Annotated in this window: 9 protein-coding genes and 1 pseudogene; 4 read left to right on the top strand and 6 right to left on the bottom strand. The window is 66.9% G+C overall.

The features are described from left to right. Window positions 1-30 precede the first annotated feature (30 nt). On the bottom strand, window positions 31-888 hold the full coding sequence (locus ABZ783_RS30195; protein WP_357444171.1) for an oxaloacetate decarboxylase: 858 nt from the start codon (window positions 886-888) through the stop codon (window positions 31-33). Window positions 889-1,016: 128 nt separating this feature from the next. Between ABZ783_RS30195 and ABZ783_RS30190 the strand changes: the two genes are divergently transcribed. Continuing rightward, the gene (locus tag ABZ783_RS30190) at window positions 1,017-1,718 is read left to right on the top strand and encodes a GntR family transcriptional regulator (RefSeq protein ID WP_357444054.1); all 702 of its coding nucleotides are present in this window, start codon (window positions 1,017-1,019) and stop codon (window positions 1,716-1,718) included. Window positions 1,719-1,759: 41 nt separating this feature from the next. Here the strand turns inward: ABZ783_RS30190 and ABZ783_RS30185 are convergent. Further along, window positions 1,760-2,156, bottom strand: a pseudogene (locus ABZ783_RS30185) (electron transfer flavoprotein subunit alpha/FixB family protein); the annotation flags it as partial. Window positions 2,157-2,935: 779 nt separating this feature from the next. On the opposite strand from ABZ783_RS30185, the gene ABZ783_RS30180 reads away from it, so the two are divergent. Next, entirely contained in the window at window positions 2,936-4,204 is a 1,269-nt protein-coding gene (locus tag ABZ783_RS30180) for a hypothetical protein (protein ID WP_357444052.1), read from the top strand. Between the two features lie 173 nt (window positions 4,205-4,377). Here ABZ783_RS30180 and ABZ783_RS30175 read toward each other — a convergent pair whose 3' ends face one another. After that, window positions 4,378-7,005, bottom strand: a complete 2,628-nt coding sequence (locus ABZ783_RS30175) for a transcriptional regulator (RefSeq protein WP_357444050.1) — start codon at window positions 7,003-7,005, stop codon at window positions 4,378-4,380. 294 nt (window positions 7,006-7,299) lie between these two features. Between ABZ783_RS30175 and ABZ783_RS30170 the strand changes: the two genes are divergently transcribed. Then, complete coding sequence (locus tag ABZ783_RS30170) at window positions 7,300-9,225, top strand: Hsp70 family protein (RefSeq protein ID WP_357444048.1); 1,926 nt, start codon at window positions 7,300-7,302, stop codon at window positions 9,223-9,225. 10 nt (window positions 9,226-9,235) lie between these two features. Here the strand turns inward: ABZ783_RS30170 and ABZ783_RS30165 are convergent, their stop codons facing one another. From ABZ783_RS30165 to ABZ783_RS30155, 3 genes are all read right to left on the bottom strand, one after another. Then, on the bottom strand, window positions 9,236-9,427 hold the full coding sequence (locus tag ABZ783_RS30165) for a hypothetical protein (protein ID WP_357444046.1): 192 nt from the start codon (window positions 9,425-9,427) through the stop codon (window positions 9,236-9,238). 68 nt (window positions 9,428-9,495) lie between these two features. Beyond that, a complete protein-coding gene (locus tag ABZ783_RS30160; protein ID WP_357444044.1) occupies window positions 9,496-13,254 on the bottom strand; it encodes a carbohydrate-binding domain-containing protein in 3,759 nt (1,252 codons plus the stop codon). Between the two features lie 319 nt (window positions 13,255-13,573). Beyond that, window positions 13,574-14,665 carry a LacI family DNA-binding transcriptional regulator gene (locus ABZ783_RS30155; RefSeq protein ID WP_357444042.1) on the bottom strand — a complete coding sequence of 364 codons (1,092 nt, stop codon included), beginning with the start codon at window positions 14,663-14,665 and terminating at the stop codon, window positions 13,574-13,576. A gap of 194 nt (window positions 14,666-14,859) precedes the next feature. On the opposite strand from ABZ783_RS30155, the gene ABZ783_RS30150 reads away from it, so the two are divergent. Beyond that, window positions 14,860-15,320 (top strand): transposase (locus ABZ783_RS30150; protein ID WP_357444040.1); only part of this gene is annotated, 461 nt, incomplete at its 3' end.

Below are 15,320 nucleotides of genomic sequence, written 5' to 3'. Positions count from 1 at the left end.
CTTTGGGGGATGAAGGAGTGGCGTGGTTCGTCAGGCGTAGCGAGATTCCAGTTCGCGGTAGCTGGGCAGGCCGATGATGTCGTCACGCTCGGTGAAGGTCGCCATCCGGTCGGCCAACCGGTCGGTGGAGCCGCTCTCGCGCAGCTCCCGGGCGGTGTCCTGCATCGCTCGGATGGCCGCGCGTTGCAGGTCGGACGGCGCGATCATCAGCTTGAAGCCGAGCCGCGCCAGGTCCTGCGCGTTCATCAGGGGGGTCTTCCCGCCGGCGAACATGTTGATCAGCAGGGGTACGTGCAGTTCGTCGGCCACCCGCTCGATCTGTGCCACCGAGGTGGGCGCCTCGATGAACAGCATCTCGGCGCCGGCCTCGACGTACGCGTGCGCGCGGGCGATCGCGGCGTCGAAGCCCTCCGCCGCGATCGCGTCGGTGCGGACGATGAGCAGTGGGCCGTCGTCGCCGCGGGCGTCGGCCGCAGCCCGGACCTTGCCCGTCATCTCGTCGACGGAGATGAGTTGCTTGTCCTCGTAGTGTCCACAGCGTTTCGGGGTGACCTGGTCCTCCAGGTGCAGCGCCGCCACCCCCAGCCGGGCGAACTCCCGTACGGTGCGGCGCACGTTGAGCGCGTTGCCGTACCCGGTGTCGGCGTCCGCGATGACCGGCACGTCGACCGCATCGACCACCTCGCGCAGCCGGCCCAGCACCTCAGTCATGGTCAGCAGTCCCAGGTCCGGCACGCCACTGCTGCGGGCCACCGCGCCGCCGCTGACGTACACCGCCTCGAAGCCGGCGAGGGCGGCGATCCGCGCTGACAGCCCGTCGTAGACGCCAGGAGCGACGACGATCCCTGGACCGGCCAACCTGGCACGCAACTGCTGGGCGGGACTCATGGACAACGGCGCACTCCTCGCTGGCGGGCCGGCGGACCAGGAACTTCTCCGGCTGAGAACGAGACCGTAACCTGGTGGGTACTTGTATGCAATAGTGCAGTCGCAGTGATTCATGGCAGGATGAGACGGTGAACAGAGGGCAGGGCATCCTGCGGCGGCAGTCCGGCGCGCAGGCGGTGTACGAGTTGATGCGCGCCAAGATCATTTCAGGTGAGTTCGAACCGGGCGGCCGGCTCACCGAGCCGGAGCTTGCCCGCACGCTGGGCGTCAGCCGGACCCCGGTGCGCGAGGCGCTCCGGCTGCTGATCGCCGAAGGTCTGGTCGACCAGCTGCCCACCGGCGGGTCCCGGGTGGCCCCGCTCGACCCGGCCGACATCCGCCGGGTCTACGACATCCGGGCCCGCCTCGAGGGACTACTGGCCCGGGACGCCTGCACCCGGATGACCCAGCCGGACCTCGACACGCTGACCCGACTGATCAACCTGATGCACCGGCTACGCGGCGACGAGACCGAGGTGCTGCGCATCGGCCGGGAGTTCCACGCCCGGATCGCCGAAATCGCGGAGAACCGCTGGTGCGAGCAACTACTGCACCAGATCCGGGGCCACGTCGACCGCTACCGATCACTGTCCACACGTGAACCAGGCCGGCCAGACCAAGCAGTGGCCGAGCACCAGGCGATCTACGAGGCGCTGGCCAGCGGCGACCCCGACCGGGCCGAGCACGCGATGCGGCTGCATGTTGACCAGAGCGCAACATCCGCCGTGCATGCGGCCGGTCATACCGTACCGACGGTCGACATACCAGACGAACCGTCAGCTAGTCGGTAGGGAGAGACCCGGTCCACCGGTCCGGATCCAGATCCGGCATTGCGCTTGCGGATCTCGTCGGTGGCCTGGGGGACGACTTTGAACAGGTCGCCGACCACGCCGTAGTCGGCCAGTTCGAAGATGGGTGCTTTGGCGTCCTTGTTCACCGCGACGATGGGCTTCGAGGTTTGCATGCCGGCCCGATGCTGGATCGCGCCGGAGATACCCAACGCGACGTACATCTGCGGGGAGACGGTCTTACCGGTCTGACCCACCTGGAACTGATGCGGGTAGAAGCCAGAATCGGCCGCCGCGCGCGACGCCCCCGACCGCACCGCCAAGCAGATCAGCCAACTCATCCATCAGCGTACTGTCCGCGTTACCAACACCACGATCGCCGGAGACAACCACCGTCGCCTCGGTGAGCTCGGGACGGACACCCTTCTGCTCCGCGACCCGCCGCACGTCGCTGCTGGAGTCGTCGCGGCGTAAGGTGATCTGCTCCGCGATGTCGGCATAACGACGCTGGCCGCGCCATCCTCTGCTCATTTGTTCCGAGTTGAGGAGGCGGTCATGGGTCGACCGGTGAGCAGGGTCAGCAGGGTCTTGACGGCGGGGCCGCTGGCCTCGTGGCCTCGGGCATCGTATAGGGCCCTCCACGATCCGCCGGATCCTCCAACGCGGACTACTCGCCTCCGGGCCCGACCAACACAGTCCGTTGACCGGCGCCGAACTTGTCGCCCACAAGGTCAACAAGCTCGTCGTCATGGGCGCACACTTCCCCAGCGGACGCGAGTGGAATATCGTGCTCGATCCGACCGTGGCAGCTACCGTCGCGAAGGACTGGCCAACGCCGATTGTCTACAGCGGCTTCGAGATCGGTGACACCATCCTTATCGGCTCTCGCCCGTTCACCGAGACCCACCCCAACAACCCGGTCTTGAACGCGTATGAGGACTACGTCGGCGCGGGCAACAACCGCAGCAGCTGGGACCTGACGGCTGCCTACGTCGCAGTGCGCGGCACCGATGGGCTCTTCAAGCTATCCGAGCCCGGCCACATCAAGATCACAACCGATGGTTCCAACACCTTCCAGACCGGCCCCAGCAGCACGCGCCATTACCTGCTTACGGCCGCACCTGACGAAAGCGTTGCTAAGGCCATCGAGGACCTCATGGTCCAGGCACCGGTGAAGGGCCAGCCTCGACACAGCCAGTCGTATCAACGAAAATGCTTGGATGAGACGCCGGCCATGGTATCTGTGGGCGACAATCGCAGCGGTTGGAACGGCCTGCCTGATCACGGCTTCCCTCATCTGGGGCGGCCAGGCGATAGAGTTTGCAAGCTGGGTAGCCGGGATTGGCAGTCTTGTCCTGGCGGCAGTGGCTCTGCTGCCGCGCAGACCGACGCCGCCTGCGGAGCCGACCTTGATCGTGTCCACCCACGAGGGCCGGACTTCTACCCTGCTGGGAGACGACGACGCGGGGAGCCTGCGTTACATAGCTCGACACGACGGCGGAATGCTGCTGATCGAGCCGGAGATCCCCTATCTGAATTCGGTGCGCGATGGCGGCGAACTCACGCCACTACACTATTGGCACAGCCCTTGGGAGAAGTCGTTCCACTGGCCGATCCTCGATATCAAAATCGTCAACAACTCGAACAGGACAGTTCTGTTCCACGAGGCAGCGTTGCACGTCAAGGCGTCCCGACCAGATCCACGCCCCGTACCGGTGCTGCATGGGGTGACGTACGGCACATTTTTTGGCCTCCTCAATTTGGGCTGGGGCCCTATGACGAATTGCTCTTTGCGTTTCCAACTCCGAAGGCCCGGGGGCCCTGACGGGGGGAAAGACTTCGAGGCACACTTCGACGTGCCGGCAGGTGGAGGGACCACCGTGCCCTTGCAGGAGCAGTTTCTTGACGTGGGCGTCGATGTACCGCTACTGGAGAAGCTGAGCCAGTTAGGGTACAGCTTTGGAGATTACTTAATACGCAGGGACGTGGGGCTAGGCAGACTCGTCGAGGACTCGTCAGGTCATCAGCTGTGGCGGCTGGACAGGGCCGAGTACGAGACATTACGACGTCGCGCCCTCGGCCCGTTTCCCGACGGGCATGTGGAGCTCGCCGGAACGCTGCAATACGATCAAGCCGAGATAGACGGATCGCACACTCGTCGCACGAACGCGATTCGATCGGCAATATCCCTCAACGAGCCCCTGGCCGGTGCACCACTTCCGCCGTCACACGAGTATCTCGTGCAACTCCGTAGCGATGGTAAAAATTACATCGAGACTCTCCCGGTATCCCATTCTTTGGCACCAGGAGAGAGCGACCGATTCCTCATCAGCATCGCGGCGGATCGGTCATCGGTGCATGAACTGAGCCTGCAATTACGGTACAACGATGACAGGGTGGTCGCCTCCGGTCCGATCAACTTGACGCTCTTCCGCTCAACCGCCGACGAGATGCCCGCCTCGCCCGTCGATCATCAAGAACCTGCCTGACTGGGCGCTTTGATGTAGCCTGTGTGGTTGCCAGGGTTCTCGACCGCCGGACCAGCAGGGCGGCGAAGTTGCGGCTATAACCCCATTCGCCCCAACTGATGCTGCATCGATATGTCAGCTTGACCGGGAATTCCGGGTGCCGGCTGGCGGTGCGCCAGGGCGCGGTGGTGCTCTCACTGCGTGGCCAGGCTCCTGCAGAGCTGGTTCGCCTGCGTGATGGTCGATTCTTGGGGTTCAGCGTCGAGGTCGGCGAGGGCTTTGGTCAGGGCGCGCTGGAGGGTGCGGATGCCGTCGGCGTCGCCGAGGGCGTGGCGGGCGTGCATGGCGCGGGTGTAGAGGGCTTCGTTGTAGCGGTCCAGGTCGATGGCCTTGGTGAGTAGGTCGGATGCGGCCTGCGGGTCGGTGTCGAGCAGGTCGTCGGCGAGTAGTAGGTGGGCTTCGGTGCCCCAGCGGCGTACGGTCTCGCGGTGTGGCTGGAGCCATTCGTAGTCTTGGCCTTCTGCGAGGGGTGCGGTGTAGAGGTCGCAGGCGGCGGTGAGTAGTTCGCGGCGGCGTGGGCCGGTGGCGATGGCTGCGGCCCGCAGGAGGTCGCGCAGCGTCCAGACGTCGACGTCGATGGTGGCTGGGTCGAGCCGGTAGCGTCCGGTGGTCTTGATGAGGTAGGCGTTCTTCGTCTCGGCGGTGCCGGCGCGGCCGAGGACGTGTCGCAGGTTGCTCGCGTTGGTGTGTACGCGTTGGTCGGCTTGGCTGATGCGGGCGTCGGGTTCGAGGTATTCGCCGATCTCGCGGGTGGTGACTCCGTCGGGGTGGCAGGCGAGGAATACGGCGAGTTCGAGGGCTTTGGCGCGGAGCGGCCGGCCGGGTTGGGTGATGTTGTCGATGTGTGGCTGCCCGAGCACCCGCAGCTGCGCTTTGCCGCTGTTGGGGTCGGCGGACGGCGTGGTGACGGGGGCAGGCTGGTCGGCTGGCTCGGTGTCGGTTCGGTTGGCGTGCAGTGGGACGACCGTGACCGGTAGCGCGGCTGACGCGACGGCGGGTGGTTCCCCGGTCTGCGCCTCCCGCAGCGTGGTGAGGATGTGGATCGCCGGGTCGGGCTCAAGTACGGGCAGGCGCGGTGGGAGCGGCTCGGCTGCCTGGCCCGACACGAGTGTGGTGTGGCCGTCCGGACTGATCTCGACGGTGGCGCCGTCGGCCCACTCGCCGAGCAGCAGGGCGGACACGTGCAGGTCGCCGCCGAGGGCGAGCGCGGTCTTGGTGCGCATGCGGGCGCTGGCGGGCGGGGTTTCGGTGATGAGCATGGTCGGCGGCAGCGCTTCCTCGTCGGGCGCCTGTTGGCGCAGGGTGTCCAGATCCGTGAGGGCGTGCTCGTCGAGGATGCGGCTGCGGTGCAAGAGTTTAGCTTCGATCACGGCGAGCGCGTCGTCGACGCTGTCGGTGACGTGGAGCCGCGGCCATGGGCTGAGGGCCATGGCGTCGGGACCGAGCAGTGTTTCCAGGGTGGCGGCATCGATGATGACTTCGCCGCGGGCGTCGGGGTGGTGCGGGCCGCCGGATGCCAGGACGGCGACGAGGGTGGCGCGGGCGGCGGCGTGCGCGCCGTTGCCGACGATGCCGGTGCCGCCGGGTGGCAGCGGTGCGAGGTCGGGCACGAGTGCGGGCGGCTCGGTGTTCGGATTCGGCAGTTCGGGGTTGCGGGCCACGACGCGGCGCAGGTGGCGCACCGGTGGTGGTAGCTGCGTGGGTGGGTCGGCTGCGGGCTCGCCGGTGTATCGGCGGCGGCGTTGTGCCCAGACCAGCAGGGTGGCTGCGCTGATCGCGGCGGCGAGTGACCAGGGCAGCCAGTTGGACGGTGATAGCTGCACGCCGTGCTTGTCGGTTGCCACGGTCGGGCTTTGCGTGTCGCTGATGCCGGGCGAGGCGGTCGGCGACGCTGATGCGGTGGGGGTGGCGGTGGCAGGTCGGGTAGGCGATGTGGATTCTGGCGGGCTCGGGGTGGCGGTCGGTGTGCTGCTGGGGATTGCTGCTGCTTCTTGTTCGGTCGTGGCGGGCGGCACTGTGGGACTCGGCGAGTCTGGGGCGGCACTCGGCGATGCCGAAGGAGTCGCGGTCACCGGCGGTGGCGTTGGCGCAGCGGGCGGCGTCGCCGGTGTGGCACCGTTCGGCGGGCGGGCGTCGGCGGGGAGCCGCAGTTCCCAGCCGGGGTAGATGAGGCTGCAGTCGCGCAGGGTGCCACCGACTTGAGGGAAGTGGCGGTGCTTGTTCAGGCGGCAGATCTCCGGCCACCTCTTGGTGTCGCCGAGCCACTCCTTGGCGATCTTGGACAGGGTGTCGTGCCGCTCAACGGTGTAGACGTAGCGGGTGTCGGCGACGTGGATCAGCGCGGGTCCTCGCGCGACGGCTTGTCGAGGAATCACGCCGGTGCTGTCAGCGGAGGCGACGACGGACGCCGAACTGCCACCGTCTTCGCCCGTGTTGAGGGATCCGACGGAGGTGACGGCGATTGCGGCGGTGCCGGCAAGGCCGAACACGAGCCGGTGTAGCGGTGCCGGCAGCCGCAGCGCTGGGATCCGCCACCGGGTCAACACCGCGAGCAGCTCTGCGGTCAGGAGCAGCGCGAACGCTGCCCAGAACAGCCACAGCATCCAGATGGCTGCGCCAGTAAGCACATCCGGGGTGAATCGGCCGCTGGGCTCGTCGAACCAGGTGACAACCTGCGGCCACGTCGGCAACCGTCGCACCGGGGCACCACCGACGATCCACAGCAGAGCCGGTACCCCGACCAGGAAGACCAGAGCGCCCACGACGGCGCGGATTACCCCAACGGCAGCCGACCGCCGCTCTGGCGGTCGGGGCGATGATGATTCGTGTGGGGCATAGACCGTGGGACGCACATATTCGGCCAGCCGGTTGCCTCTGTTCGGGGACTGCTGCGGCACGCTGTCTCCATCCGCCGATGCTGATCTTCCTCCCGCATACACGACAATGGCCGTCGATGGCCATCTCCTCGAGAAGGATTCTCACCATACGCGCACAAAAGATCACTGCGCGGGACGGTGGTTGACGATCCACTCCCCTGTCGGGAGAAACTGCCGCACATGCCAAGCGGGGGCGTCCGCCTATCCATCGATCTCAGTTCGTCGGCCATCGCCGCCACCGTCGACCGACACGGCGCCCGGATCCCCGTCATGCTCGGCGGTGGTCTCGTCATGCCGCACGGCGTCGCCCTCGACCCTGCCAGTCACGTTCACGTCGGGGTGGCCGCAGCGTCCCAGCCGTCGGCGGACCATCAATTCGTCAGTGACCCGCTGGAGCTGCTCGGCAGAACAGAGGCCGACCGGCCGGTCGACGGCGTGCATCTGCTCGCCGCACAGCTGTGGCATGTCGCCGACCAGGCCGCCCGCCAGGTCGGTGAGCCGATCACCACACTCACTGTGACCATCCCGGCAAGCTGGGGACCACGCCGGAGAGGACAGCTCACCGACGCAGCAACCCAAGCCGGCCTGCCCGCCCCCGCCATGGTCACCGCGCCGGCAGCGTTGGCCGCCTACACCGCGGCCCACGGGGTCGCTACACCTGACGGCGCCTGCATGCTGATCTGCCAGGCCGACCGCCATCCGGTCACCCTGACGATCCTCCAGGTCAGCGCCGACGGGTACCGCGAGCTGGCGACCCGATCGATCGACCTGCCCCGCGACGTGAACCAGGTTCTCGCCCAGCGAATTGTTGACGCGGCCACCGAGGACGACGACCCACTGCGAACCGAGATCGCTCACCCCACACAGGACCACAACAATCGAGCGCTGCTGGAATCCATCCGACATGCCAGACAGCTGTTGACGGCCCAGGATCGCGCGCCGGTGCTACTCCCCGCACCCCGCAAGCCCGCGGTCATCACCCACGACGACGTCGCCGTCGCCGCGCAGCCCCTCCTCAACAGGGTCCACGACGCGGTCCGAGACATCCTCGACGCCGCCGACATCGACAGGCAACACCTCAGCAGCGCCTTCCTCCGGCAAGCCGAAGCGATACCCGGCCTGCAAGACCGCCTCGCCACCGCCACCGGCCGCACCCCGACCACCCTTACCGGCCACTCCCACGCCCTCGCCGACGGCGCTCTGGCTCTCACCGCGCCACACCACCACACACCCACCGCCGCCAACACGCAGCTACCACGCGTCCGACTCCGCATCCGGGACCTGACCAGCGCCCTCCTTCTCGGCGCCTGCTCCCTCACACTGCTGCTCCAAGCAATCTTCACCGCAGACATCACCACCACCTACGCTCTCCGGGTCGTCGGCGTCCGCACCTCCCTACCCCAGTTGGGCACCGCCGGCGCACTCGCCATGCTCACTGCCTTCGCCGTCGCGCACCTCGCCCCCACCACCTGGCTCGCCGGAACACCCACCACAGCAACACCCGAGCCCGCGGCCGGCAGCCTCATCCGGCGCGGATACCTCGCCGCCGCCGTCGGCGGCGCGGTCACCGCCGCCCTCTACGGCCTCGCCACCGGCACCTCCGTCCAATTCGACTACAGCCAATACCTGAAATGGACACTCGGCTCCGCGCTACCTCTCGCGGCCTGCGCCGCCGTCATCGCCGCCGCCGCACCCCGGATCCCGGTCCACGCCCTGCCCGCCTGGCTCGCGCGCACCAGACCGGCGATCATCCACGCCGCCATCGCCGTCGCCGGCATCTACCTCATGCGAGCGGCGCTCACGATCACTGCGCCCGTCGACCTGACCGGCATGGAAGGCCTCATCGGCAGCATCGGAGCAGCACTTGTCGGCGTCGGCACCGGCCTGACCGCCAGCCGAAGCCGCACCATCCGCACCATCACCGCAACAGGCCTCGCCATCGGCTACGCCATCGTCTTCACCAACAACACCCACGGCGCGCTCATCGTCGGCTACCTCGTCGCCCTCACCTGGTGGGGCATCCGCCTCACCGCACACACACTGCAACTTGCATTCCCTACCGCAGGCGCAGCCCTCCGCCGCATCGTCGACGGAAGAGACACCTGACGCGCTCCGGTCAGCTGGGCCGCCCGCTGGCCACGCGGTAGCTGGATCCACCGCACACCGCATCGGCCGGCAGCTCACGGTCTTCGAGGACCTGACCGGTCGCGGGCAGGCCGACCCGCTCGGGGCGCTCGCGATGGCCACCGGACGGCCGCGAAGCGACCTCGACCATCTGCTCGATGTGGCTCGCCAGCGGAATGATCACGATAGGGCGTAGCTCATCCGGGCAGCGGGGATGGCACCGACCTGGGTGTGCCATCCCCGCGAGGCGCGTCAACCTGCTTGCCCGCCGACCACCTTCGTGAGCTTGATGTAGTCGATGACGATCGACCCTGGTTTCACGGCCTCAAAGCGGATCGGATGCTGTCCGGCGTTTCCGAAGGTCACTCGCACCAAGTTCACCGGGATGTACTGGTTGGCCGTCGAGCTGTTCTGGTCGACCGCCGCCCCGCTCGCGACGCCGTCCACGTGAGCCTGGACCGTCGCCCTCCCGGACGTGTTTGTTTTGTACTGGTACGAGACGTCGTAGGTCCCGGCGACGGGAACATCGACGAGGAACTTGATCCACTCCCCGGCCGGCACCGAACTGGTCTGCAGGTACGTCCTCCCGTTCGTCGAGGAGGTGGACAGGGTGATGCTGGGGACGCTCCTCTCGACCGAGCCGAGTTGCGACTCTCCCTCGATCACCAGGTCAGGTGAGACGGCGATCCGGTACTCCGCTCGCGTCGTGCCGTCTTCCGCAGTGACGACCAGGGTGTCCCCGGTGTCGATCAACGCTTCCGCGCTCCTCGGCCGGCCGTCGGGATCGGTGACCGCATACGTCTGGGCGCTGCCGTCCGTCGACTCGATCTGCGTGGTCAGGTCGGCCGTGGTGGACCCCAGTACCGTCGTGACGACCATCGTTTCGGTGTTCAGGTCTGTCACGTTTTCGTGGCCGCTCCGCTTGAGCTGGATGGCGGTGTTGTGCGGGTCCTTCACCCTCGGCGGATAGGCCTGGGCGTCCGTAACTGTCACGTTGGTGAGGTCTTGGAGTGGAGTCAGCTCGTTTCCCCACGTGCCGTCGTAGAAGGCGGAGTTACGGACAGTGATGTTGGTGGCGTTCTTCAATGCGATGACGCTGGGGTTGTTCCTTCCCCTCACCATCGTCAGGCCGTCAAGTTCCGCGTTCTTGACGTCGTCGAGCACGAAGGCGTAGCGGTCGTCGCTGCTCTCGAAGTTCGTCGTCACGTTTTTGAAGCTCAACCCCTGCACGTGCCGCGCCCAGAACCCGTAGGAGGGCTGCACCCCGAAGTCGGCGACGTTGTACTTACCCGCGCCCAACTCGGGAGGACTGACCTGCGAGTCCTCGTAGCTGTTGCCGCCCTTCACCAGCACGTTCACGTTCTCGAACGTGACGTTCTCGACGTAACCGATGGTGCGGCCGTCCGGGAGGCCCGGTCCGCCCTCACCGACCTTGTAGCCGGCGATGATCGGCGTCGCCTTGTTCTGGTTGGTGTAGGGAACCCATCGCTTCGAGGGGTCGCTGTACTGGCTGCCCCCGTAGACCTCCTCGATGTTGACGTCCTTGATGTGCACGTTGCGGACATGCCCGATGTTGACGTTGGTGCTCAGCAACTCGTCCCGCTGCACACCGTTCTCCCAGAACTTCGTTCGCTGCGCCTGTCCGCCGATCACCCGGCCCCGGTTGGAGATCGAAATGAAGAAGGGTGCTCGCGTGCGCCGCATCTGCGCCTGGTGGTGGACCGGTCCGGTCTTACCCGAGTTCAGGTAGATGTTCTCGACGGTCGCGCCGTCATTCGTGGAGATGGAGAAACCGGCCTTGTTGCCGGCCAGCACATAGATGTTGTCGACGTAGGCGTTCCTGATGTCGTCGGCTGTCTCGCTGCCGATCTGGAAGAGGTTGCAGTTTGTGTCGCCGATGATGTTCCGGACGTAGAAGTCGGTCGCCGGCCTGGTGAACCCCAGGGAGGAGTCGCTGCCGGGTTTGACGATGTCGTCGGACGTCCCCTTGGCGTAGATGTTCCTGGCGGTGACGTAACTGCTCCCCATGTAGTCGAAGACGTCTCGCGCTTGACCACCCTTGCCCTTGTCGTAGTAGAAGTCGTGCGTGTTGATGTGGTCCGTGCCGGTGGCCAGCAGTGCGAAGTGTCCGGCGTTGTCGACCCTCAGCATGTTGCTGATGTCCGTCTGCTTCGACTCGGTCGTGCCGTCCTTGTGCAGGCTCTTGATGTAGTACGGCTGGTCGGTCGTGGGTGAGTTGGTCTCCTCGTACCAGAGGTCCAAGCCGTTGTCGAGCCCGCCGAACTCGACGTTGGTGCTGAGCTTCAGGGTCACCATCTTGTCGGCCCTCAGGTCCGGCGCGTTGTCCATGACCTTGTCAGTGGTGACGATGTTGCCGTTGCCCGTGATCCGACCGTTCCCGATGATCTTGACGTTGTCGACCCGCTCGCCAAAGAACATGCTGTTCCTGAAGTACGTGTGGCCGACATCCTGCTTGGTCGTGTAGTTCTCGGGGTCCTCATAGGGTCCGGGGTCGGTCGGGGACGTACCCGAGCGATACGCCTTGTCGGAAAAATACAAAGCCTCGGGGGCGTCGGCGCCCTTGATCGCGGAGATGGTCGCGTCCCTGTCGACGTACAGGTAGACGTTGCTGAGCAGGTGGACAGTCCGGACGTTGAACGTGCCGTTCTCGAACAACAGCGTCCCGCCGCCGATCTCGTTGAGGTAGCGGATCGCCCGATTTATCGCCTCCGTGTCGTCGGCAAGCCCGTCGCCCTTGGCCCCCATCAGCTTGGCGTTCAGCTTGCCGGCGTAGAACGACGCGACGTTCGACTCGCCATGGTTCTCACCGCCTCTGACGTCCAGCTTGAAGTCGTACTCGGTGTTCGGTGTCAGGCCCTTGACCTCGACCTCGCCGGCGCGGCGGTCGACCGTGGCGTTGCTCTGCGTCCAGGTTGCGCCCTGGTCCGTCGACTGCAGCAACCTGACGGACGCCGCGTGCTGGGGCGCCGTCCACCGCAATCGTGCCTTCGTGTACGTGTCCAGGGTTTCCCGGTAGGTCAGGCTCTTGTCCAGCACCCGACGGAAGTCGCTGACGGTCTTGACGGTCTGGAGGGTCGCCGTCACTGCCGGGCTCGTCAGCTTCTCGGGCTCCGAGGTGGTGTAGGAGGCTTCGAACGAGTAGCTGCCCTGCTTGACCGAGACGTGCGTGAACCGGATCTGCAGGTCGACGCCGTTCGATGGCCTGAGGTCGAGCCCGCGGAACGTGATGACTTGGCTGCCGTCTCGAGCGTCCTCGATCGTGGCTGTCCCCACCTGCTGGAACCGGTAGCCCGCCGCGACCCTGCCGACCGACTGTGTCGCGAGCCCGGACAGTCTGACTTCTCCGCGACCGATGACGTTGACGGTCGTGTTGTCCATCGTGGCGCGGATCCCTCGCGGCACCTTCACGCGCACGTCGGTGGCGGGGCTTCTCATCCCGGAGGTGAAGTTCAGGACCACGTCCGAGGCGGTGTTCGCGGTGATGGCGTCGTGTTGCAGCTCCAGCTGGCCGCGCACGGCACCCTTGACGATGTCGATCGTGTACTGGTGCGTCGTGTGTCCGGCGGTCACGGTGAGGACGTCGCCCGGCACGACGCGGTCGGTGCCTTGCTTCTGCGCACCCTGCGAGTCCTCGACCGTGTAGGTCTGAGCGGAGCCGTCCTTGGCGGTGATCTCCTTCAGCAGCTGGTCCACCGTCTTGACCTCAAGCGTGGTGCGGCCCTGACCCTCCGCGGTGTCCACGGTGTAGATGAACGTGTCACCGGAAACCAGGGTGATGGTGCTGCTCGAGACGTCAAGGACGTGGATGCCCTCTGCCGAGGGAACGACGGCCACGGAATCCGGGACAGTGGCGCGGCTGACCGGTGCCGGCGCTGCGACTGGTGCCGCGTCAGGCAGCCGCCCGCCTGCGGCAAGGGCGGGTGGGGAGATGGAGAGCACCAGAGCCGCCAATGCACTTGTCAGGAATATCGCGCGGGTGGCGTTCGTCATCGTTCCACGACCTCTACCTTCGTTCCGCCTGGCAGCGTGGGCTCGCCGACCCCGGGGAAGAGTCGCACCTGACCGTAGTTCCGGTGCGGGCCCGCACACCACCAGTTGCCGTGAGTTGCCATGGCGCGTGGTGAGGGCCGCAGGAGGCGACCCCGCCGCACCCCGAGCGGATGTCGCTGTCGGCCGTCCCGTCGGGCACTCCCCCACCGCGCCTGGGCCACCATCCCGCGCCGGCTCGCGTGCCGCAGAGTCGACGCCGGTGTCGGCGTACGAGCTCGGGTGCCCAGACGGCGGCGATCCGCTCCGGGTCCGACCTGGCCTATCCGTGTTGTTCCTGGCCGACGGGCTTTGCCGCGGGGCGGGGAATTCCGCCTGTTGGGGTAGGGACCGATCCGGGTCGCCGCGGTTGATCCGTGGAGGCGCGGACCACCAGGCGGGTCGGAATCGTGAGCGGTTTGTCGACCGGAGGCTGGGCGCCGGAGATGAGAGCGAGCAGGCCCTGCACAGCGGTGTGTCCGAGGAGGTGCAGCGGCGCGGCGAGGGTGGTCAGGCCGGGCGTGACCAGGTCGGTACCGAAGATGTTGTCGAACCCCACGACGCTGACGTCCTGTGGCACCCGGACCCCGACGGCCGACAGGCCGCGCAGCAGTCCCAGGGCCAGCAGGTCGTTGTAGGCGATGACCGCGCTGCTCGGGCGCCGGCAGTAGTCGGCAGCGGCGGCGACGCCGCCGAGCACGGTGGGCGGATATGGGCCGAGGCGGTGCAGTCGCAGGCCCAGTTCGACGGTGGCCTCACGTAACGCCTGCCAGCGGATCCCGTCCGACCACGCCGCCTCCGGCCCGGCCAGATAGGTGATGTGGCGGTGACCAAGGCCGTGCAGGTGGTCCACGGCCTGCCACATGCCTTGCCGGTGATCCGTCACCACCGACGGCACGCCCGCGACGGCCCGGTTGAGCACGATCAGCGGCCGGAGCTTGGCCATCATCCGGATCGAGGTGTCGGACATCCGGGTGCTGGCCAGCACGATGCCCTCCACCGTCTGGACGGCCCGGTCCAACGCCTCCCGCTCGAGCTGGTCGGACTCCTGCGCGTCGGCGAACAGCATCGTGTAGCCGGCCTCCATCGCTGCCGCCTGAGCACCACGGATGATCTCGAAGTAATACGGGTTGGTGATGTCGGAGATGGCCAGCGCGATCATCGAGGAACGTCCGCTGAGCAGCGCGCGGTCGACGGGATTGGTGCGGTAGCCCAGTTCCGCCGCGATCTTGCGGATCCGCCCGGCTGTGTCGGCGTTGACCCGGCCCGGGCGGGCGAATGCCCGGGACACCGTCGACGCGGCAACGCCCGCCGCGCGGGCCACATCGTAGATGGTGGGGGCCGCCCGCCCGTCGCTGCCGGCCGAAGCTGCCACCGGGCCTCCTCGAGGTTACGGGGACGTCGCTCAACCTAGGTTGTGCGACAACAGACGACAACCGTTTGCCACCGTGGCGGCGGCTGCGGCTCATCGGAATTGCGGCGTGGAAACCCGGCCGTTTACGGCCGGGAGGAAACGCCGCCCCTCCCCTCAGTGATCGTCTTACATGGACGGTTGGTAGGGTGTGAGGCGTGGGTGAGGTGGTGAAGCGGGCGTACAAGTACCGCTTCTACCCGTCTCCTGAACAGGCCGAACAGCTGAACCGCACCTTCGGGTGCGTGCGTCTGGTGTACAACCGGGCGTTGGAAGCACGCACTCGGGCGTGGGCGGTGGACCGCCGGCGCACCACGTACGCGCAGTCCTCGGGGTGGCTGACCGAGTGGAAGCGCACGCAGGAGTTGGCGTTCCTGAACGAGGTGTCGTCGGTGCCGTTGCAGCAGACGCTGCGGCATTTGCAGGCGGGGTTCGTGGCGTTCTGGGACAAGCGGGCCCGGTATCCGAGGTTCAAGTCCAAGCGCAAGTCGCGGGCGTCGGCGGAGTACACCCGCTCCGCGTTCCGTTGGCGTGACGGTCAGCTCACGCTGGCCAAGATGAACACCCCGCTGGACATCGTGTGGTCGCGGCCCCTGCCCGAAGGGGCGCAGCCGTCGAC

The sequence above is a fragment of the Micromonospora sp. NPDC047738 genome (assembly GCF_040642675.1).
Taxonomy (GTDB): Bacteria; Actinomycetota; Actinomycetes; order Mycobacteriales; family Micromonosporaceae; genus Micromonospora.
The sequence above is the reverse complement of the archived record's forward strand: the minus strand, read 5'-3'. Positions and strand labels throughout refer to the sequence as shown.

Coding starts and splice junctions, on each gene's coding strand:
- ABZ783_RS30195 (WP_357444171.1), bottom strand. CDS start 888: ATGAGTCCCGCCCAGCAGTTGCGTGCCAGGTTGGCCGGTCCAGGGATC.
- ABZ783_RS30180 (WP_357444052.1), top strand. CDS start 2,936: ATGAGACGCCGGCCATGGTATCTGTGGGCGACAATCGCAGCGGTTGGA.
- ABZ783_RS30170 (WP_357444048.1), top strand. CDS start 7,300: ATGCCAAGCGGGGGCGTCCGCCTATCCATCGATCTCAGTTCGTCGGCC.
- ABZ783_RS30160 (WP_357444044.1), bottom strand. CDS start 13,254: ATGACGAACGCCACCCGCGCGATATTCCTGACAAGTGCATTGGCGGCT.